A 22,100-nucleotide genomic window follows, 5' to 3' on the forward strand; every position below is an offset into this window, starting at 1 on the left:
CACGTCTCAAGGACACCATGAGCCAGTACTCCACGGACCCGTCGTCCGTGTCTCTGCCGTCCGCCACCACGACCCGCGAGGCCGCCGACTGGTGGCGGGACGCGGTCATCTACCAGGTGTACCCGCGCAGTTTCGCCGACAGTGACGCCGATGGCACGGGCGACCTGGAGGGCATCCGGCGCCGGTTGCCGTACCTGAAGGAGCTGGGGGTGGACGCGGTGTGGCTGTCGCCGTTCTACGCCTCGCCGCAGGCGGACGGCGGCTACGACGTCGCGGATTACCGGGCCGTCGACCCCATGTACGGCACGCTCCTGGACGCGGACGCGGTCATCCGTGACGCGCACGCGCTCGGCCTGCGGATCATCGTGGACCTGGTGCCGAACCATTCCTCGGACCAGCACGAGTGGTTCAAGCGGGCGGTGGCAGAAGGGCCGTCCTCGCCGCTGCGGGACCGCTATCACTTCCGCCCGGGCAAGGGCGAGAGCGGTGAACTGCCGCCGAACGACTGGGAGTCGATCTTCGGCGGTCCGGCGTGGACGCGGTTGCCGGACGGGGACTGGTATCTGCATCTGTTCGCGCCGGAGCAGCCGGATCTGAACTGGGAGCACCCGGCGGTCGCGGACGAGTTCCGGTCGATCCTCAGGTTCTGGCTCGACATGGGCGTCGACGGGTTCCGGATCGACGTGGCGCACGGTCTCATCAAGGCCCAGGGGCTGCCGGACCTCGGCGGCGGCGATCAGTTGAAGCTGCTGGGCAACGATGTCATGCCGTTCTTCGACCAGGACGGCGTGCACGAGGTCTACCGCTCGTGGCGGACGATCCTCGACGAGTACGACGGTGAGCGGATCTTCGTCGCCGAGGCATGGACGCCGACGGTGGAGCGCACGGCGAACTACGTGCGGCCCGACGAACTCCACCAGGCCTTCAACTTCCAGTACCTGGGCGCCCCGTGGGAAGCGGACGAGCTGCGGAAGATCATCGATACGTCGCTCGACGCGATGCGCCCGGTGGGTGCCCCGGCGACCTGGGTGCTGTCCAACCACGACGTGACCCGGCACGCCACCCGGTACGCGAACCCGCCCGGCCTGGGCACTCAGATCCGCACGGCCGGCGACCGCGAACTCGGCCTGCGCCGGGCCCGCGCGGCCACGCTGCTGATGCTGGCGCTGCCGGGGTCCGCGTACATCTACCAGGGCGAGGAGCTGGGGCTGCCGGACGTCACCGACCTGCCCGACGAGGTCCGTCAGGACCCGTCCTTCTTCCGGGCACAGGGCCAGGACGGCTACCGCGACGGCTGCCGGGTGCCGATTCCGTGGACGCGGACCGGTCCGTCGTACGGGTTCGGTGAGGGCGGCAGCTGGCTGCCGCAGCCCGACAGCTGGGGCGAGCTGAGCGTCGAGGCACAGACCGGCCAGGAGGGCTCCACGCTGGAGCTGTACCGGACCGCGCTGACACTGCGACGCGAGCAGGCCGGGCTCGGCGCGGGCGCCGAGGTGACGTGGCGGGAGGACGCGCCCGCCGGAGTGCTGCACTTCGAGCGCCCCGGGTTCGCCTGCACCGTCAACACCACCGGCGCCGCGGTCCGCATCCCCGCGCCCGGCACCGTGCTGCTCGCCTCCAGCCCGGTCACCGTCGAGGACGACACGATCGAACTGCCCGCCGACTGCACGGTCTGGTGGGCCGCGTGACGATCCCGATGCCGCGGGGCGCCGACAACGGCGGCGCCCCGCGGCTCCACGACATCGCGGGCCAGGCGCAGGTCAGCGAGGCCACGGTCAGCCGCGTCCTGAACGGCAAGCCCGGCGTCGCCGCGGCCACCCGGCAGAAGGTGCTCGCCGCGCTCGACGTGCTCGGCTACGAACGGCCGGTGCGCCTGCGCCGGCGCAGCGCCGGACTCATCGGCCTGGTCATCCCCGAGCTGACCAACCCGATCTTCCCGGCGTTCGCGCAGGTCATCGAGCAGGTACTGGCCGGATACGGATACACGCCCGTGCTCTGCACCCAGATGCCGGGCGGCGCCACCGAGGACGAACTCGTGGAGCAGTTGGAGGAGCGCGGCGTCAACGGCATCGTGTTCCTCTCCGGACTGCACGCCGACACCACGGCGGACGCCGCGCGCTACGCCCGGCTGACCGAGCGCAAGGTGCCGTACGTCCTCATCAACGGCTTCAACGAGCACATCAACGCGCCGTTCGTGTCGCCCGACGACCGCTCGGCGGCCCGGATGGCCGTGCGCCACCTCGTCGACCTCGGGCACGAACGCATCGGCCTGGCGATCGGCCCGACCCGGTTCGTGCCCTCACGGCGCAAGGCCGAAGGATTCGTCGCCGCCCTGCACACGCTCCTCGGCGTGCCGCGCGAGGAGGCCGAGGAACTCATCCAGCGCACCCTGTTCACCGTCGAGGGCGGCCACGCGGCCGGCGGCGCCCTGCTCGACCAGGGCTGCACCGGCATCGTCTGCGGCAGCGACCCCATGGCGCTCGGCGTCATCAGGGCGGTGCGCGAACGCGGCCTCGACGTGCCGCGCGACATCTCCGTGACCGGCTTCGACGACTCGCCGCTGATCCCGTTCACGGACCCGCCGCTGACCACGGTGCGCCAGCCCGTGCAGGCCATGGCGACGGCGGCGGTCGGCGCCCTCCTGGAGGAGATCGGCGGAACGCCCGTACAGCGCACGGAGTTCGTCTTCCAGCCCGAACTGGTGGTGCGGGGGTCGACCGCGCAGCGAGCGCGCCGCGCCGCCTGACCCGCGGGCGCCGGGTGCCGCCGGTCCGGACGCCGGGCGCGTGGGACCCGGCGCGGCCGGGCCCCCGGCGCCGGACCGGAAGCGTGGTTGAACGTAACACCGCTGGAATGCTTGCGTAAGCCCTTGCAAGGAGAATCCGCGGTTTTCGCTGGCGAGTTGAGAAGGCTCTGTCCAAAGGGTTGACCGTGATGACGGTCCCTCATACGGTCACCCCGCAATCACTTGCAGCAAGATTCAACAGATCCCCCCAGCAGACTGACGGGCATGGCGCGTTGCCCTTCGAATCAGGAGGAACCATGGCCAGAAAGTCCGTGGCTGCCGCACTCGCCGTTCTGGCGGGAGCCGCTGCCGCCGTCACGGTCCCGGCCCCCGCACAGGCCGCCGCGCCCGGCACGAAGGACGTCACCGCGGTGCTGTTCGAGTGGAACTTCGCCTCCGTGGCGAAGGAGTGCACCAACACGCTCGGCCCTGCCGGATACGGCTACGTCCAGGTCTCCCCGCCGCAGGAGCACATCCAGGGCTCCCAGTGGTGGACGTCGTACCAGCCCGTCAGCTACAAGATCGCGGGCCGGCTCGGTGACCGGACCGCCTTCAAGAGCATGGTCGACACCTGCCACGCGGCCGGTGTGAAGGTCGTCGCCGACTCCGTCATCAACCACATGTCGGCCGGCTCGGGAACCGGCACCGGCGGCTCCTCGTACACCAAGTACAACTACCCCGGCGTCTACTCGTCCGGCGACATGGACAACTGCACGGCGACGATCGGCAACTACCAGGACCGCACCAACGTCCAGGAGTGCGAGCTGGTCGGCCTCGCCGACCTCGACACCGGCGAGGACCACGTCCGCGCCACCATCGCCGGATACCTGAACGACCTGCTCTCCCTCGGCGTCGACGGCTTCCGGATCGACGCCGCCAAGCACATGGCGGCGGCCGACCTCGCGAACATCAAGTCGCGGCTGACGAACCCGAACGCGTACTGGAAGCAGGAGGCCATCTACGGCGCCGGAGAGGCCGTCTCGCCGAGCGAGTACCTCGGCACCGGCGACGTCCAGGAGTTCCGCTACGCCCGTGACCTCAAGCGCGTCTTCACCGGCGAGAACCTCGCCTACCTGAAGAACTTCGGCGAGGCGTGGGGCTACATGCCCGCGGGGCAGTCGGGCGTCTTCGTCGACAACCACGACACCGAGCGCGGCGGCGACACCCTCAACTACAAGAACGGCGCCACCTACACCCTCGCCAACGTCTTCATGCTGGCCTGGCCGTACGGATCGCCCGACGTGCACTCCGGGTACGAGTGGACCGACAAGGACGCGGGCCCGCCCAACTCCGGCGCCGTCGGCGCGTGTTACACCGACGGCTGGAAGTGCCAGCACGCCTGGCGCGAGATCGCGAGCATGGTCGCCTGGCGGAACACCGCCCGCGGCGAGGCCGTCACCGACTGGTGGGACAACGGCGCGAACCAGATCGCGTTCGGCCGCGGCGTCAAGGCCTACGTCGCCATCAATCACGAGTCGTCCTCGCTCACCCGCACCTTCCAGACCTCGCTGCCCGCCGGCGACTACTGCGACGTGCAGAGCGGCAAGGGCGTCACCGTGAACTCCTCCGGCCAGTTCACGGCGACCCTCGCCGCGAACACCGCGCTCGCGATCCAGACCGGCGCCAGGACCTGCGGCGGCGGCGACGGCGCCACGACCGACCCCAGCGCGGGCGCCTCCTTCAACGTCACGGCCTCCACCTCGTGGGGCCAGAACATCTACGTCACCGGCAACAAGAACCAGCTGGGCAACTGGAACACCGGCAACGCCCTGAAGCTGGACCCGGGCGCCTACCCGGTCTGGAAGCTCGACGTGCCGCTGCCCGCCGGCACCTCCTTCGAGTACAAGTACCTCCGCAAGGACGCGAACGGCAACGTCACCTGGGAGAGCGGCGCCAACCGCACCGCGACCGTCTCCTCCTCCGGCCTCGTCTCCCTCACGGACACCTGGCGCGGCTGACCGCCCACTCCGTACCCCCGCACCACCCGTTCCACCGGCCGTCCGGTGCCCCGCCTCCCCGCAGGCACCGGACGGTCCGGATCCGCATGGCCGTCCGCATCCGCGGAACAGTTCCGGAAAGGCCCGACAAGGTGAACCGAAGAAGCGGCGCGCACGGCGCGTCACGGAGGAAGACGGCAGCCGCCGCGGCCGTCGCCGCGCTGCTCGCCACCGCGCTGCACACCGCCACCTCGGCGTCGGCGGCGCCCGCTCCGCCGAAACCCCCGTCCGACGCGAAACTGGCCGCCGAGCCCGCGCGCCACGACGCGACCAGGGAACAGTTCTACTTCGTGCTGCCCGACCGGTTCGCCAACGGGGACCACGGCAACGACAAGGGCGGACTGACCGGCAGCCGTACGTCCACCGGGTACGACCCCACCGACAAGGGCTTCTACCAGGGCGGCGATCTCAAGGGCCTGACCAAGAAGCTCGACTACATCAAGGACCTCGGCACCACCGCGATCTGGATGGCGCCGATCTTCAAGAACAAGCCCGTACAGGGCGAGGGCAAGGACGCCTCGGCCGGCTACCACGGCTACTGGATCACCGACTTCACCCGGGTCGACCCGCACTTCGGCACCAACAAGGACCTCGAGACCCTCATCGACAAGGCCCACGCCAAGGGCATGAAGGTCTTCTTCGACGTCATCACGAACCACACCGCCGACACCGTCGACTACACCGAGAAGAAGTACGGCTACCGCCCCAAGGGCGCCTTCCCGTACCTCGACACCGAGGGCCGTCCCTTCGACGACAGCCGGGGCATGTCGAAGGTCGACGCCGACGCGTTCCCGTACACGCCGAAGAACACCGGCGAGATGGTCCCGTCCTGGCTCAACGACCCGACGATGTACCACAACCGCGGCGACTCCACCTGGGAGGGCGAGTCCGCCACGTACGGCGACTTCAACGGCCTGGACGACCTGTGGACCGAGCGCCCCGAGGTCGTGAAGGGCATGCGGGACATCTATCAGAAGTGGGTCCACGACTTCGACATCGACGGGTTCCGCATCGACACCGTCAAACACGTCGACATGGACTTCTGGACCCAGTGGGCGACGGCCCTCGACGCGTACGCCTCGAAGCAGGGGCGCGACGACTTCTTCATGTTCGGCGAGGTCTACTCCGCCGACACCGACGTCACCTCGCCGTACGTGACGCAAGGCCGTCTCGACGCCACCCTCGACTTCCCCTTCCAGGACGCGGCCCGTGCCTACGCCTCGCAGGGCGCGTCGGCCGACAGGCTCGCGAAGGTCTTCGCCGACGACTACAAATACGCGACCGACAAGGCGAACTCCTATGAGCAGGTCACGTTCCTCGGCAACCACGACATGGGCCGCATCGGCACCTTCCTGAAGGCCGACAACCCGAAGGCGTCGGACGCCGAACTCCTGCAACGCGACAAACTGGCGAACGAGGTGATGTTCCTGTCGCGCGGCAACCCCGTCGTCTACTACGGCGACGAGCAGGGCTTCACCGGCGCCGGCGGCGACAAGGACGCCCGCCAGACGATGTTCGGCTCGAAGGTCGACGACTACCTCGACGACGACGAGATCGGCACCGACCGCACGCACGCCGACGACGCGTACGACACCACGCACCCGCTGTACACGTCGATCGCCGCGCTGTCGAAGCTGCGCAAGGCCAACCCGGCCCTGACCGACGGCACGCAGAAGGAGCTCTACGCCAAGGACTCGGTGTACGCGTTCTCCCGGACGGGGGACAACGACCGCGAGTACGTCGTCGCGGTCAACAACGCCACCGAGGCGAAGACGGTGTCGCTGCCCGTCGAGTCCGCGAAGTACCTTGCCCTGTACGGGGGTTCGGGCAAGGAGACCGCGCGCGACGGACGGATCACCGTGAAGGTGCCCGCCCTGTCCTCCCTGGTGCTGCGCGCCGACGGCAGGCTCCCGGCGCCGACGGCGAGGCCCACGCTGTCCCTGACGGCCCCGGCCGCCGGTGCCACCGGCACCGTCACGCTCTCCGCCGATCCGGGGAGGACCGCCTCGGCCCGCGTGGTGTTCGCCGCGCAGGTCGGAAACGGCACGTGGCGCACGCTCGGTTCCGTCGACCACGCCCCGTACAAGATCACCCAGTACGTGCCCGGCACGGTGCGTGCCGGAACGCCGCTGCGGTACAAAGCTGTCGTGGTGGACCGCGCCGGACGGCTCGCGAGTGCCCTCGCCGACACGACGGCCGGCCAGGCCCCCGCGGCCGAGAAGCCCAGCGCCGTCGACCGCGACTACGCGATCGTCCACTACAAGCGCGCGGACGGCGACTACGCCGGCTGGAGCATCAAGTCCGCCGACGCGAGCGGTGAGTTCAGCGGGCGAGACGCCTACGGTGCCTTCGCCTGGGTGAAGGTTCCGGACGGTGCCGGATCGCTCTCGTACACAGTCGAGAAGTCGGGCACCGCCGACGGCGCCCAGCGGACGATCGACCTGGCAGAGACCGGCGAGGTCTGGATCGAGCAGGGCAAGGACGGCCAGCGGACCGCGAAGCCCGACGGGGTGTACCCGGCTCCCGACAAGACCAGGGCGATCATCCACGTCCACCGTGCCGACGGCGACTACGACGGCTGGGGCCTGCACACCTGGACCGGCGCGGCCCAGGGGACCGACTGGTCGAAGCCGCTCCAGCCGACCGGCAAGGACGCCTACGGCGTCACCTTCGACGTGCCCCTCGCCGACGGCGCGACCTCGCTCAGTTACATCTTCCACAAGGGTGACGAGAAGGACATCCCCACCGACCGCTCCCTGGACCTGACCACGTACGGCCACGAGGTGTGGCTGAATGCCGGGGACAGCGGCTACCTGCTGCCGTCGGTGGGATCGGCACCCGACCTGGACCTATCCAAGGCGCAGGCGCAGTGGATCGACGCGGACACCGTGGTGGTCCCCGGCTCCGTCGACGCCAAGGCGGCCGCGTCCGCGCAGCTGGTCTACGCGCGGGACGGCGGCATCACCGTCGAGGACGGTGCCCTCAGCAGCGAGGGCCGCTGGCTCCGGCTGACCCCCGCCGAGCTGACGGACGCGCAGAAGACGGCGTACCCGCACCTGAAGGAGTACACGGCCTTCACCGTCGACCCGCGCGACCGCGACCGGGTGCGCCAGGCCCTCGACGGGCAGATCGTGTTCACCCAGCGCATCGCGAACGGCGCCCTCGTCGCCGCGACCGGCGTGCAGACCCAGGGCATCCTCGACGATCTGTACGGCGCGCAGGCCGAACGGGCCGCCCTGGGGCCGGTGTTCAGGAAGGGCAAGGTCACCCTGTCCGTGTGGGCGCCGACCGCTCACGGCGTCTCCCTCGAACTCGGCGGCAAGAAGCTGCCGATGCGGCGCGACGACGCCACCGGTGTCTGGTCCGCCACCGGATCGGCGGCCTCCTGGAAGGGCAAGGAGTACCGGTACGCGGTGACGGTGTGGGCGCCCAGCGTCCGGAAGATCGTCACGAACGAGGTCACCGACCCCTACTCGGTCGCCCTGACCGCCGACTCCGAGCGCAGCCTCGTCGTCGACCTCGACGACAGGTCCCTCGCCCCCAAGGGCTGGTCGACCCTGACCAAGCCCGAGGCCGTCGCCATGAAGGACGCCCAGATCCAGGAACTCCACATCCGTGACTTCTCCGTCGAGGACAAGACCGCGGCCAAGGACCACCGCGGCACCTATCTCGCCTTCACCGACAAGAACAGCGACGGCTCGAAGCACCTGAGGAGGCTGGCGAGGGCGGGCACGTCGTACGTGCACCTGCTGCCCGCATTCGACATCGCCACGATCCCCGAGAAGAAGTCCGGACAGGCCACGCCCGACTGCGACCTGACCTCCTACCCGGCCGACAGCGACCGGCAGCAGGAGTGCGTGGGCAGGGCCGCGGCCAAGGACGCCTACAACTGGGGCTACGACCCCTACCACTACACGGTCCCCGAGGGCTCCTACGCCACCGACCCGGACGGCACGGCCCGCACCGTGCAGTTCCGGCAGATGGTGAAGTCCCTCAACGACGACGGTCTGCGCGTCGTCATGGACGTCGTCTACAACCACACCACCAGCAGCGGCCAGAGCAAGACCTCCGTCCTCGACAGGATCGTGCCCGGCTACTACCAGCGGCTCCTGGCCGACGGCTCCGTCGCCAACTCCACCTGCTGCTCCAACACGGCACCCGAGAACACGATGATGGGCAAGCTCGTCGTCGACTCCGTCGTCACCTGGGCCAAGGAGTACAAGGTCGACGGCTTCCGCTTCGACCTGATGGGCCACCACCCCAAGGCCAACATCCTCGCCGTCCGCAAGGCCCTCGACGCACTGACCCTGAAGAAGGACGGCGTCGACGGCAAGAAGATCGTCCTCTACGGAGAGGGCTGGAACTTCGGCGAGGTCGCCGACGACGCCCGCTTCGTGCAGGCCACGCAGAAGAACATGGCGGGAACCGGCATCGCCACCTTCAACGACCGCTCCCGCGACGCCGTGCGCGGCGGCTCCCCGTTCGACGAGGACCCCGGCGTCCAGGGCTTCGCCACCGGCCTCTACACCGACCCCAACTCCAGCAAGGCCAACGGCACCACGGCCGAGCAGAAGGCCCGGCTCCTGCACTACCAGGACCTCATCAAGGTCGGCCTGTCCGGGAACCTCGCCGGATACGAGTTCACCGACACCGACGGACGGCAGGTGAAGGGCGCCGACGTCGACTACAACGGCGCCGCCGCGGGCTACGCGGCCGCCCCCGGCGACGCCCTCTCCTACGCGGACGCCCACGACAACGAATCGCTCTACGACGCGCTCACCTACAAGCTGCCCGCGTCGACGAGCACCGCCGACCGCTCCCGCATGCAGGTCCTCGCCATGGCGACGGCCGCGCTCTCGCAGGGCCCAGCGCTCTCCCAGGCCGGCACCGACCTGATGCGCTCCAAGTCCCTCGACCGCAACTCCTTCGACAGCGGCGACTGGTTCAACGCCCTCCACTGGGACTGCCGGGCCGGAAACGGCTTCGGGCGCGGACTGCCCATGGCGGCCGACAACGAGTCCAAGTGGCCCTATGCCAAGCCTCTGTTGACGTCCGTGCCGGTGCCGGGCTGCGCGGCGATCAACGGGACGTCGGCCGCGTACCAGGACCTGCTGAAGATCCGCACGGACGAGTCCGCCTTCCACCTGTCCACCGCGGGACAGGTCCAGAAGCAGCTCTCCTTCCCGCTCTCCGGGAAGGACGAGACCCCCGGCGTCATCACCGCCCGCCTCGGCGACCTCGTGATCGTCTTCAACGCGACCCCGAAGGCGCAGCGGCAGACGGTGAAGGACCTCGCGGGAACGGGCTACCGCCTGCACCCGACGCAGGCCGGCGGCGCCGACAGCGTCGTCAAGTCCGCCTCCTACGAGCAGAGTTCGGGCTCCTTCGACGTGCCCGCCCGCACCGTCGCGGTGTTCACCCGCTGACCCGCACCCGGTCGTTCCCCGCGTGGCGCGCGCGGGGAACGACCGGAGCCCCCTTCGGCCGCAGCGTCGCGGCCCCGACCAAGGAGTTGTCATGCACCTTTCCGAACGGCGGCGTGCGCGCCACAGACACCGCCACGACCCCGCGCGTCTCGTCCTCGTGCTGCTCGCCGCGCTGGTGGCCACCCTGCTGCCCGGCCTGCCGCTCGGCGGCACCACGGCGCACGCCGCCGGGGCGAACACGGCCACCGTCTACTACGCGACGGCCACGACCAACTGGTCCGCCTACAAACTGCACTGGGCGCCCACGGGCGGCAGCTGGACCACGGTTCCCGGTGTCACGATGGAGGCGGCCTGCACCGGCTGGGTGAAGAGGACCGTAGACCTCGGCAGTGCCACGTCGTGGCAGGCCACGTTCAACAACGGCAACGGCACCTGGGACAACAACGGCGGGAAGAACTACCAGCTCGGCACCGGCCTGATCACCGTCCGGGCCGGCACCGTCGCCCACAGCGACCCGTGCGCGGACACCGCACCGCCCGAAGGCGCCTTCGCCACCGTCTACTACGACACGACCACCACCAACTGGTCCGTCACCAACCTGCACTGGGCACCCACGGGCGGCAGCTGGACCACGGTTCCGGGCATCGGCATGGAGGCGGCCTGCACCGGCTGGGTGAAGAGGACCGTCGACCTCGGCAGTGCCACGTCGTGGCAGGCCACGTTCAACAACGGCAACGGCACCTGGGACAACAACAACGGCGCCAATTACCCGCTCGGCGTCGGCCTCAACACCGTCAAGGGCGGGACGGTCACCAAGAACGCCAAGGACCCGTGCGCGGCCACCACCCCCGACACCACGGCCCCCTCCGTCCCGGGCAAGGTGACCGCGACCGCGTCCGGCACCTCCGTCGTGCTCACCTGGGACGCGGCGAGCGACGACACGGGCGTCACCGGCTATCAGATCACCCGCACCGGCGGCACGAAGGGCACCTCCGTCATCGCCGCCACCTCGACCGTGTACTCCGACACGGGACTCGAGGAGAAGACCGCGTACACCTACACGGTCAGGGCGCTGGACGCGGCGGGCAACGCGTCCGCCGCGAGCGTCGAGGCGAAGGCGACCACCGGCGAGAAAGCGGCCCAGGCCACCGGCACCCCGCTCGGCGGCGACCCGCGCAAGGACCCGATCTACTTCGTGCTCACCGCCCGCTTCTACGACGGCGACAGCTCGAACAACCGGGGCGGCAGCCAGCACGTGAAGACCGGCAACGCGGCCAACAACGACCCCATGTTCCGCGGCGACTTCAAGGGGCTCGTCCAGAAGCTCGACTACGTCAAGGGCCTCGGCTTCTCCGCGATCTGGATCACGCCGGTCGTCCTCAACCGCTCCGACTACGACTACCACGGGTACCACGGGTACGACTTCTACAAGGTCGACCCGCGACTCGAATCCGCCGGCGCCTCCTACCAGGACCTCATCGACGCCGCCCACGCCAAGGGCATGAAGATCTACCAGGACGTCGTCTACAACCACTCCTCGCGCTGGGGCGCCAAGGGCCTGTTCACCCCCACCGTGTACGGGGTGCGCGACGCCCAGTGGAGCTGGTACTACGACGAGAAGCAGAGCGGCTTCGAGTACGACGGCCTCACCGTGGAGCCCGTCTCCGGCAAGTCGTACTACAACGGCGACCTGTGGTCGACGGCCGAACCGTCCGGCAACACGTGTCTCAACTGGGGCAGGCCCACCGGAGCCAAGAGCCCCGAGGGCTACACCATCTACAACTGCCAGTGGCCGAGCCCCACATCGGGCATGTTCCCGAAGTCGCTCTACCACACCTGCTGGCTCGGCAACTGGGAGGGCGAGGACTCCCGCTCCTGCTGGCTGCACGAGGACCTCGCCGACTTCAACACCGAGAACACGCAGGTGCAGAACTACCTGATCGGTGCTTACAACAAGTACATCGACATGGGTGTCGACGGCTTCCGCGTCGACACCGCCGTACACATCCCGCGCGTCACCTGGAACCGCCGCTTCCTGCCCGCCATCCAGGAACGCGTCACCCAGCGGTTCGGCGCCCAGAAGGCACGTGACTTCTTCGTCTTCGGCGAGGTCGGGGCGTTCGTCAACGACAAGTGGAACCGCGGCTCGGTGAACCACTCCGCGCAGTTCTACACCTGGAAGGAGCGCAAGGAGTACTCCGCCGACGACGAGAAGGCCTCCCTCGAACAGTACGACTACGAGGAGCAGTTGGGCACCGGCAACCAGCCGACGTCCACCAACGCCTTCCTCGACGGGAACAGCTACCACACCCCCGACCGCAGCGCGTTCTCCGGCATGAACATCATCGACATGCGCATGCACATGAACTTCGGCGACGCCTCCAACGCGTACAACAACGGCAAGGACTCCGACGATTCGACCAACGACGCCACGTACAACGTCGTCTACGTCGACAGCCACGACTACGGCCCGAACAAGAGCGCCGAACGCTACGCAGGCGGCACCGACGCGTGGGCCGAGAACATGTCACTGATGTGGACGTTCCGCGGCATCCCGACGCTGTACTACGGCTCGGAGATCGAGTTCCAGAAGGGCAAGAAGATCGACTGCGGCACGAGCTGCCCCCTGGCCGACACCGGCCGTGCCTACTACGGCGACAAGATCGAGGGCAGCGTCACCGCCTCCGGCTTCGGTACGGTCTCCGACGCGTCCGGGGCCGTCGCCACGACCCTCGGCCAGCCCCTGGTCAAGCACCTCCAGCGGCTCAACCAGATCCGCCGGGCGGTCCCCGCCCTGCAGATGGGCCAGTACTCGACCGCCGGCATCTCCGGGAACATGGCGTACAAGCGCCGCTACACGGACCCGGCGAGCGGGGTGGACAGCTTCGCGCTCGTCACCGTCACCGACGGCGCGACGTACAAGAACATCCCGAACGGCACCTACAAGGACGCCGTCACCGGCGACGTGCGCACCGTCACCGACGGCACCCTGACCGCGACGGCCCCCGGCAAGGGCAATCTGCGGGTCTACGTCCTGGACCTGGGCGGCAAGAACGCGGCGCCCGGCAAGGTGGGCACGGCGGGGCCGTACCTGAAGTAGCGCGCCCGGCGCGGGAAGCGGCCCTTCCCGCGCCGAAGCCGTGCGATCCGCCCCCGACGCCTTCTGTAACCAGGGGCAACTGCTGTACTAGCGTGACGTCATGACGCCGGATCAGGTGCCGGACAGGCCGTGGCGGGTGCGGATCGACGACCGGCACGGAGGCCCCTGCGGGGCGGGCGTGCTGCTCGACGGCCGGTCCGTACTGACCTGCGCGCACGTCGTCCAGCAGGCCGACGCCCACCCCGCCGCGGGCCCCGCCGCGTTCCTCAGGGTCCGCAGCGCCGTCGCCGCCCCCGAGTGGCGCCGCACCGCCCGCGTCGTCGAGGACGCCTGGGCCTTCGAGAACGGCTCCCGGCGCGGCGACGTCGCGCTGCTGCGCCTGGACGAGCCGGTGGACCGGGCCGGCCTCACCGAACTGTGGAAGGTGCCCATCTCGGGCGGCCGGGTACGGGTGTACGGCTTCCCCGCCTTCGAGCCGTACGGCATCGGGGTCGACGCCGAACTCGCCGGATCGGGCGGCCGGGCCGGCGAATGGGGGCTGCTCAACCGCGTCCACGAAGGCAGGCCGTGGATCCAGCCGGGCTACTCCGGCGCCGGAGTGACGGCCCTCGACGGCGCGTTCGCCGGCCAGGTCGTCGGCATCGTCGTCGCCGACTACGTCGACTCGGACGGCAGGGCCGCCTGGATGGTCCCGGTCGACACGATGCAGACGTACCTGGGGCGGCGGATCGCACCGTACGTACGCGGAGTCGGCATCGAGGTGCCCTCGCGCGGCGACCCCGCGGCGGACCTCGACGACCCGCTGCAACTCGCCCTGACCCGGGAACTGGCCCGGCTCCTCACCGGCGACTGGGCGGGCGTCGCCCTCGTCGCCACCGGGCGGCGGACCGGCCCCGGCTCCTCCTGGCTGGTCCGCCTCACCGAGACCTCACGCTCGCCCGGCCCGGACGGCGGCGCCCCCCGGGGCACCGCCCTGCCGTTCGGTGCCGTCGACGCCGCCTACGACGCCCGCGGCAGAACCCCGGAGGAGGTGTGCGGCTACCTCGCCCACCGGTTCGGCTTCGACCCGGACCGCGACCGCGAGCCCGCCCGGCTGGCGCACCGGCTGCTGCGCCGCAGACCGCCCGCCTTCGTCATCGTGGACGGCGTCGACGGCGCGCGCGACCCCGGACGCCTCCTGCGCGACCTCCTGATCCCGCTCGCCCGCGACGCCCGCACCCGCGGCCTGCGCCTCGTGATCGGAGTCGAGGGCGACCCGCCCGACGACCTGCCGTACCAGGTGCACCTGGACCCGACCCCGCTGCCGGGCGGTGCCCCGCGTCCGGTCACCGAGGAGCAGGCACGGGAGGCCGTCGCCCGGCTCGCGCAGGCCGAGGCCGAGGCGCTGCGCGTCGAGCGGACGACGGCACGGCGCTTCCTGGCGCCGCCCCGGCTGCCGCACGGCCGGGCACCCCGCCTGGCGGTGCGGCTCGCCGTCGCCCGCGCCACGTTCCCGCACGCCGAGATCGCCGCCATCGAGGCGCGCGCCGCATCCGCCGTCACGGACGTCGACGCCTACCTGACGGAGGTGCGCGGCATGGACGCCGCGCACGAGGACCTGACCGTCCGCCTGGAGCTGTTCCGCGCACTCGCCGAGGAGCACTTCGGCGCCGCGGACCCCGAACTCGGCGCGCTGTTCACCGCCGCGAACCGGGCCCTGCGCACCGCCCCCGTCGATCTCGCGGCCGCCGCCCGGAGAGTTCCGCGCTACGTCGCGGCCGTCAACCGCCGCATCGCCGAAGGATGAGGCCATGACCCCATGCAATCGCCCCGGATGCGGGCGCGGCACCCTCGACGCGGACGGCTTCTGCCCGGTCTGCGGCCGCAAGGCGCTGCCGCCCGCCCGGGCCGCCGGAGCGAGCACCGGCATCGCCCAGGTGCGGCCCGACCCCTGGTACGGACTCACCCTCGTCGACGACGCCCGGCTGCCCGACGGCCCCGGCGCCACCGCCGCGCGGGAGCCGCAGCCGGAGAGCGGCCCCGTCGCGGAGGAGCACCGCTACTGCCACAACCCCGGCTGCGGACAGCCCGTCGGACGCAGCGTGGGCGGCCGGCCCGGACGGATCGCCGGATTCTGCGCCCGGTGCGGCACCCGCTTCGACTTCACCCATGTCGCGGGCCTGCTCATCGCCGGCCGCTACGAGGTGCGCCGGCTGCTCGGCCAGGGCTCGTACGGCGTCGCCTACCTCGCGCACGACCGCAACCTCAAGACCGACGTCGTCCTGAAGGAACTGCGCACCGCGCTCGCCGGGTCCGACCGGGAACGCGACGTCCTCGTCGGGCTGCGGCACGACGCCATCGTCCGCATCCTCGGCTACGAGGAGGAGCACGGCCGCACCTACCTGGTCCTCGAGTACATACCGGGGGAGGCGCTGCAGGCGGCCCGCGGCGACCGGCTCGCCACGTTCCTCGCCCACGGCCTGCGACTGCTCCAGGCACTCGACTACCTGCACGCGCGCGGCCTGCTGCACTGCGACGTCAAGCCGCTCAACATCATCCGCTTCGCGGAGACCGCACCCTCCGGCGCACTCGACCGGGTCCGCCTCATCGACTTCGGCGCGGTGCGCTCGATCACCGACACGGCGCCGCTGTCCGAGTACACCGAGCGGTACGCGCCGCCCCCGGGCGACCCCGAGTACACGCACGGACCCACACCGGGCTTCGACCTCTACGGACTCGGCATGACCCTGGCGGAGACGTCCCACGAGCTGACCGAGGAGTCCTCCGCCCCCGGCGTGCAGTCCCTCCGGCTGCTCCTGGACCGGTCCGTGCACAGCGGCGGGCCCCGACAGCGGTTCACCTCGGCACGGCAGTTCGGCGAGCAGCTCAGCGGTGTCATCCGCCAGGTCGTGGCGGCCCCCGAGACCGGCCGCCGCGTCACCCGCGCCTCCGCGCTGTTCGGCCCGATGCCCGAGGCGCTGCACGGCGGCATCGGCGCGCCCCGGCCCCTCGGCGACTGGGTGCGGGCGACGGTGGAACGGCCCGCCGCCGACGGCCCGGTGCGGCTGACGCTGGCGCCCCTCTTCCGCGCCCCCGGGCCCGGGGAGGTGGCGACGGCCCTGCCGATGCCGGTCCACGACCCCGACGACACCGACGTCACCACCACCGTCCAGGGCGAACTGGACGTGTGCCGCAAGCTGTTGCGGGCCGGTGAGTCCGCGGACGCGGCGGCGGTCCTCGACCGGGTGCCGCTGCCCGCCGCCCACTGGCTCACCCACTGGTACCGCGGTCTGATCGCCCTGCGCGACGACGACCCGACGCAGGCCACGACCCACTTCACCCACGTACGAGGCACACTTCCCGGCGAACTCGTCCCCCTGCTCGTGCTCGGCCTGTGCGCCGAACGCGGGGGCGACACCGCACTCGCCACCACGCACTACACCACCGTCCTCACCACCAGCCCCGCCCTCGGCGCGGCCGGGTTCGGCCTGGCCAGGATCACCCACCGCGCCGACGGGCCGACGGCGGCGGCCGGGATCGTCGCGGGACTGGCACAGGAGTTCCGGTTCGCCCGCGAGGCGCACATCGCGGGCTTCCGGCTCTCGCTGGAGCGGCCGGAACCGACGCCGGCCCGGATCCCGGCGGGGCTCGAACTGGCCGAGTCCGAACGGGCCTCCCTGGCCGCGGAGTCGGCCTACGCCGAGTACCTGCGCACCGAGGACCGCCGCGCCCTCTCCGACGCGATCCGCGGCCTCGCCCGGCACTGCCCGAACGAGCGGGACTTCTACGCCCTGGTCGACCTCGCCAATGAGCTGCGTCCCGATCGGAAATGGCCGTGGTACGCCGGAACCAGGCCCAGGACCCGTGCAGAAGGCAACAATGAGCGGCGTTCCCGTTCCGGAACGTGACCGGACGGGCTACGCTCCCCTGATCCGCACAGGACACACACGACACAGGCGGCCGACGGCCGCGACGAGGGAGTCGTGAGGCACCGATGGGGGACGCACCGCGTGCGGCGCTGGACTTCACCATGGAGCTGCACGCGCCGGGGGACCTGAGCCGGGACGCCGAGCGCGCCGACGCGCTCATCACCGTGCACGCCCGTCCGCCGGACCCCGCCGGGCCCGGAGCCGGGAGCACGCCGCCCTCCGCCGAAGTGCTCCTCATGGACCGGTCGTTGTCCATGTCGGGGCCGGGCCGGCTCGACGAGGCCAAGCGCGCCGTCTGCGCGGCGATCGACACCCTGCGCGACGGAACCCTGTTCGCCGTCGTCGCGGGGGATCACGAGGCGACGGTCGTGCACCCGCCCGACGGCCGCCGCCCGCTTCCCGCCGACGAGGCCCGCAGACGCGAGGCCAAGGCCGCCGTGCACGCCGTGCGCGCCCAGGGCGGCACCAGGATCGGCAGCTGGCTGGAGTGCGCCCGCGGCCTCTTCGACGCCGCCGCCGTGGACGGCGTACGGCACGCGGTGCTCTACACCGACGGCAAGGACGAGCACGAGACCCGCGAGCAGCTCGACGCCGTCCTCGACTCCTGCACCGACCGGTTCGTCTGCGACGTGCGCGGCCTCGGCGGCGACTGGGAGTACCGCGAACTCCACCGCATCGCACAGGCGTTGCACGGCTCGTCCGAAGCCGTCCTCGACATCGCCGACCTGACCGCGGACTTCGAGGCCCTCATGAGCGAGGCGCGCCGCGTCGTCGTGCCCCGCGTCTATCTCGGGCTGCGCTTCAGCGAGCTGTTCACCCTCGACAGAGTGCGCCAGACCGCCCCCGTGGAAGCCGATCTGACCGGCCAACGGCAGTCGTACGAGGAGGGGTTCCACATTCCGCTGGGTGCCTGGTCGCCGGGGCTGCGCCAGTACCAGGTCACCCTGCGCCTCGATCCCGGCCGGGTGCCCCTCGACACCGACCTGCGGGCCGCCTGGATCACCCTGCACGCCGAACAGGGCGGCGGGCCGGGGCGGGTGGCCCTGCTGCCGACCGTCCCCATGGACGTACGGCGACGGTCGGTCCCGGCCGGTGCGGCCACCGCATCGCCCGAACTCACCCGGGTGGAACGGATCCGCGCCCTCGGCATGGCGATGCGCGCCTGCACCGACGCGTACGCCTCCGGAGACCTCGGCCGCGCCGACCGGGAGCTGAGGACGGCGCTCGATCTGGCCGGTGAACTCGGCCAGACACGGAAGGCGGCGGAGCTGCGGGCCGTCGCGGAGCGGAACGCCGACGGCCGCATGATGGTGCGGCGCACCGTGACGCGCGCGGAGATGCAGCGCCTGGCCCTCGACTCCACACGCACCGGTGTCTCCACCGGCCTCCCGGCGGACGCCGGCTCCGGTCCGCCGGTCGACTCCGTGGCCGCCGGTCCGGCCGACGGCCCCGAACGCTGCCCGCACTGCCGGGCGGTGCTGCCCGTGCGCGGGGCGAGGTTCTGCGAGGAGTGCGGCCTGAGCGTCGACACCGGAAGCGGCGCGTGACCGCGGCCGCCGGGTCCACCGCGCGCGGCCGGCGCGCCCTGCTCTCCGAGAGCTGGCGGTCCCTGCGCACCGCGCACCCCGTACGGATCCTGCGCCTCCTGCGCGCCGGCCTGCTCGCGACCGTGTGCGCGACCGCCGTCGTCTATCTCGTGACAGCCACCCAGGGCGGGCAGGAGGTCACCACCGTCCGGCAGAGCAAGGCGGCCGGTGACCAGCTCGAGGACGCGCGCGAGGCGGTCGACACGGCGGACAAGGCCCTGCACCGAGCGGCCAAGGCGGGACAGATCGAACTGATCGGAACGGGCGCGGAGTTCGCCAACACCACCGCGCGGATCGGAGCCCTGCTCACCTCCGCCGCCCAGGGCAACGCGGCCGGGGCGACCGGACGCGCCCAGTTCCAGTTCGTCCAGGGGAAGCTGCTCATCTGCCAGCAGCTCATCAACACGGCGGTGAGCGGCTACCCGCGCAGCGGCCCGGTGGGCGTCGAGAGCGCCCGCGACACCCTGACGGCGCCGCGCCTGCGGGACCCCGGCACCGGCCGGGAGATCCCGGGTACAGGCGGCCTGCGCGCCTCCATCGAGGACCTCCAGGCCCTCCAGCGCGCCGGTCTGGCCCGCCAGCGCGACGCCGGCTGGCTCGATCCCGTGCAGCTCTGGGGCCTCGCGCTCGCCCCGCCGATCGTGATGGTGCTGCTGTTCTGCGCCACCGCCCGGATCCTCGCGCTCCACTTCCGGCGCCGGGTCAGCGCACACCTGGTCGCCACCCTCGCCGTCACCCTGGCGGTCACCGGCGTCTCCGTGGGACTGACCCTGTGGGACGAGGCGCGCCTCGCCCTCCACCCGGCCGCCGGTCATCCGGCCACCATGGCGCTGGTCCTGCTGGCACTCGCCGTGGCCGGGGTCCTCAACCACCTCGCCCACCGGCCCCGCCTCGCCGAGTACAGGTATCCCCGCCCATGACGACATCCCGGCGGCGTACGGCCGTTTCCCGACTGGTCCAACTCCTCGCCGCCATGGCCCTGCTGGCGGGACCGACCGCGTGCGCGGGCTCGGACGACCGGCATGTGACGGTCATGGTGCCCTGGACCGGGCAGGACGAGTTCGGCGCCTTCCACTCCGTCGTCGAGGACTTCCAGCACGACACCGGCATCACGGTGGACGTCCAGGTCACCCGCGCGCTCACCCAGCAGCTCGACGCCGCCGTCAAGGCCGACGCGCCGCCCGACCTCGCCGTCCTGCCGAGCCCCGCCGCGATCGCCCGCTCGGTCGACGACCTCGAACCGCTCGACGAGGGGACCGTCGACACGGGGGCGTATCTGGAGCCGTTCCGGGGGCTGGCCCAGATCGACGGTGCCACCTACGCCGTCCCGGTCAAGATCGACGTCAAGAGCCTGGTCTGGTACGACACCGAGACCACGGACACCCCCCGCACCCGGTCGACCGACGCCCTGCACGCCTTCGCCCGGAAAGGGGGCCTCGGCTGGTGTCTCGGCCTCGCCTCCGGCCCGACGTCCGGATGGCCCGGCGCCGACTGGATCGCCGACATCGTGCTGGCCGACGCGGGCACCCGGGTGTACGCGCGGTGGGCCGCGGGACGGCTGCCCTGGACCTCCTCCGCGATCGTGCGCGCCTGGACCCGGTGGCGCGACCTGGTGGGTGCGGCCGACCTCAAGAAGGCCTCCGAAGCGGGCTTCACCGAGGCGACGCAGGCCATGGCCGCCGCGAAGCCCGGCTGCCGGCTCGCCCACGGCGCGCGCTCCGCCCTCGCGGCCGATGTCCGCAAGGAGCCCCGCTTCGACTTCGTCGCGCCCGCCGCCCACGCCCCGCTGGAGGTCTCGGGCGACTTCATCGGCATGTTCACCGACGACAATCCCGCCGCGCGCACCTTCGTCCACTACCTCTCCGGTGCGCACGCCCAGCAGACCTGGGTCGACGCGGCGGGCTCGGCCGCCTTCTCCGCCCGCGCCGACGGCATCGTCTACCGCAACGCCGTCCAGCGGCGCATCGCCGCGCTGCTGAGACCCGCCTCGGGCCACCCGCTGTGCTTCGGCGCCGCGGACATGATGAGCCCCGACACCGCCGCCGCGTTCTACCGGGCCGTCCTCGACTACGCCGACGAGGGCGGGGACGCGGGGAAGCTGATGGAGCGTCTGCAGAAGGTCCAGACGAGCTTCGGCGAGGACCAGGTGCCCCAGGGCGACATCTGCTCCGGCTCCGGCTGACCGTTCCGTCCACCCGCACACCACCGACCGAGGAGTCCCGTGTCGTCAGAAGCAGTCCAGTTCGTCCTCGCCGACGGAGAGACCACCGTCCTCGTCTCCGCGCCCCGCCGCGGCTCCGGCACCGTCGGAGCCGGCGACGGGCTGCGGCGCGCGCAGCGGTCCCTGCGCAGCGCCCTCGCCCCGGTCACCTCCGCGGCCGCCGAGGTGATCTCCGAGTTCCGCGCCCACGCCGAACGCCCCGACGAGATCGAGGTGGCCTTCGGTGTGACGCTCGACGCGTCGCTCGGCGCCGTCATCAGCACCGCCAAGGCCAGCACCCACCTCGACGTCCGCCTACGCTGGAATGGATCGAGGAACGACGCCCCGGGAGCGTAGGGGCACGAGAAGGGCAGGTGGGGACGTGGCCGGCGGTCTGTTCCCCCGGGAGCGACGCGAGATCGCCCCGGGCGCCGGCGCCGTCCACGTACCGGACTGGCTGGACCCGGCGCGACAGCGCGACCTGCTCGCCGCCTGCCGCGACTGGGCCCGGCCACCGGCCGGCCTGCGCACGGTCCGCACCCCCGGCGGCGGAGAGATGACCGCGCGCCAGTTCGGGCTCGGCTGGCACTGGACACCGCGCGGCTACACGCGCACCGCAGTCGACGGGGACGGCGCCCCCGTCAAACCCATGCCGGAGGAGCTGGCCGAGCTCGGAGCGCGCGCCGTCGCCGACGCCTTCGGGCGCCCGCCCGGCGCCGCGTACGACATCGCGCTCGTCAACTACTACGACGGCCACGCCCGGATGGGCATGCACCAGGACCGGGACGAGCGAGCGGAGGAGCCGGTCGTCTCGCTCAGCCTCGGCGACACCTGCGTCTTCCGGTTCGGCAACCCGCGGACGCGCACGAAGCCCTACACGGACGTCGACCTGCACAGCGGCGACCTGTTCGTCTTCGGCGGCCCGGCGCGCCTCGCCTTCCACGGCGTGCCCCGCGTCCACCCGGGCACCGCGCCCCCCGACCTCGGCCTGCGCGGGCGGCTCAACATCACGCTACGGGTCAGCGGCCTGTGACCACACGGAGTGAGCGGACGCTGTTCACCGGCTACCATTCCAGACCGTGATCAGGGCGAGGAGTT

Annotated in this window: 12 protein-coding genes; all 12 read left to right on the plus strand. The window is 71.5% G+C overall.

All coding sequences use genetic code 11. From position 1 onward, the window contains the following. Nucleotides 1-17 precede the first annotated feature (17 nt). Complete coding sequence (locus ABT127_RS18305; protein ID WP_351450695.1) at nt 18-1,688, plus strand: glycoside hydrolase family 13 protein; 1,671 nt, start codon at nt 18-20, stop codon at nt 1,686-1,688. 8 nt (nt 1,689-1,696) lie between these two features. Next, nucleotides 1,697-2,746, plus strand: coding sequence for a LacI family DNA-binding transcriptional regulator (locus ABT127_RS18310; RefSeq protein WP_351451200.1), 1,050 nt, complete (start codon nt 1,697-1,699; stop codon nt 2,744-2,746). A gap of 296 nt (nt 2,747-3,042) precedes the next feature. Further along, nucleotides 3,043-4,743 (plus strand): carbohydrate-binding module family 20 domain-containing protein, encoded by a 1,701-nt coding sequence (locus ABT127_RS18315; RefSeq protein ID WP_351450697.1) that lies wholly within the window; start codon nt 3,043-3,045, stop codon nt 4,741-4,743. An 86-nt stretch (nt 4,744-4,829) separates the two neighbouring features. After that, the gene (gene pulA, locus ABT127_RS18320; protein ID WP_502971729.1) at nt 4,830-10,208 is read left to right on the plus strand and encodes a pullulanase-type alpha-1,6-glucosidase; all 5,379 of its coding nucleotides are present in this window, start codon (nt 4,830-4,832) and stop codon (nt 10,206-10,208) included. A 91-nt stretch (nt 10,209-10,299) separates the two neighbouring features. Further along, nucleotides 10,300-13,308: a carbohydrate binding domain-containing protein gene (locus ABT127_RS18325; protein WP_351450702.1), complete on the plus strand. Its 3,009-nt coding sequence runs from the start codon at nt 10,300-10,302 to the stop codon at nt 13,306-13,308. Nucleotides 13,309-13,408: 100 nt separating this feature from the next. Further along, complete coding sequence (locus ABT127_RS18330; RefSeq protein ID WP_351450705.1) at nt 13,409-15,094, plus strand: trypsin-like peptidase domain-containing protein; 1,686 nt, start codon at nt 13,409-13,411, stop codon at nt 15,092-15,094. A 4-nt stretch (nt 15,095-15,098) separates the two neighbouring features. Then, on the plus strand, nt 15,099-17,195 hold the full coding sequence (locus ABT127_RS18335; RefSeq protein ID WP_351450707.1) for a tetratricopeptide repeat protein: 2,097 nt from the start codon (nt 15,099-15,101) through the stop codon (nt 17,193-17,195). Nucleotides 17,196-17,281: 86 nt separating this feature from the next. Next, a complete protein-coding gene (locus ABT127_RS18340; protein WP_351450710.1) occupies nt 17,282-18,763 on the plus strand; it encodes a vWA domain-containing protein in 1,482 nt (493 codons plus the stop codon). Continuing rightward, nucleotides 18,760-19,722, plus strand: a complete 963-nt coding sequence (locus ABT127_RS18345) for a hypothetical protein (RefSeq protein WP_351450713.1) — start codon at nt 18,760-18,762, stop codon at nt 19,720-19,722. The genes ABT127_RS18340 and ABT127_RS18345 overlap by 4 nt, the downstream gene beginning before the upstream one ends. Beyond that, nucleotides 19,719-20,984, plus strand: coding sequence for an ABC transporter substrate-binding protein (locus ABT127_RS18350; RefSeq protein ID WP_351450715.1), 1,266 nt, complete (start codon nt 19,719-19,721; stop codon nt 20,982-20,984). The genes ABT127_RS18345 and ABT127_RS18350 overlap by 4 nt, the downstream gene beginning before the upstream one ends. Before the next feature lie 39 nt (nt 20,985-21,023). Beyond that, complete coding sequence (locus tag ABT127_RS18355; protein ID WP_351450718.1) at nt 21,024-21,359, plus strand: CU044_2847 family protein; 336 nt, start codon at nt 21,024-21,026, stop codon at nt 21,357-21,359. 25 nt (nt 21,360-21,384) lie between these two features. Then, nucleotides 21,385-22,035: an alpha-ketoglutarate-dependent dioxygenase AlkB family protein gene (locus ABT127_RS18360; protein ID WP_351450721.1), complete on the plus strand. Its 651-nt coding sequence runs from the start codon at nt 21,385-21,387 to the stop codon at nt 22,033-22,035. The last annotated feature ends 65 nt before the right edge of the window (nt 22,036-22,100 follow it).

The organism is Streptomyces sp. NPDC001904 (genome assembly GCF_040297005.1).
Classification (GTDB): domain Bacteria; phylum Actinomycetota; class Actinomycetes; order Streptomycetales; family Streptomycetaceae; genus Streptomyces.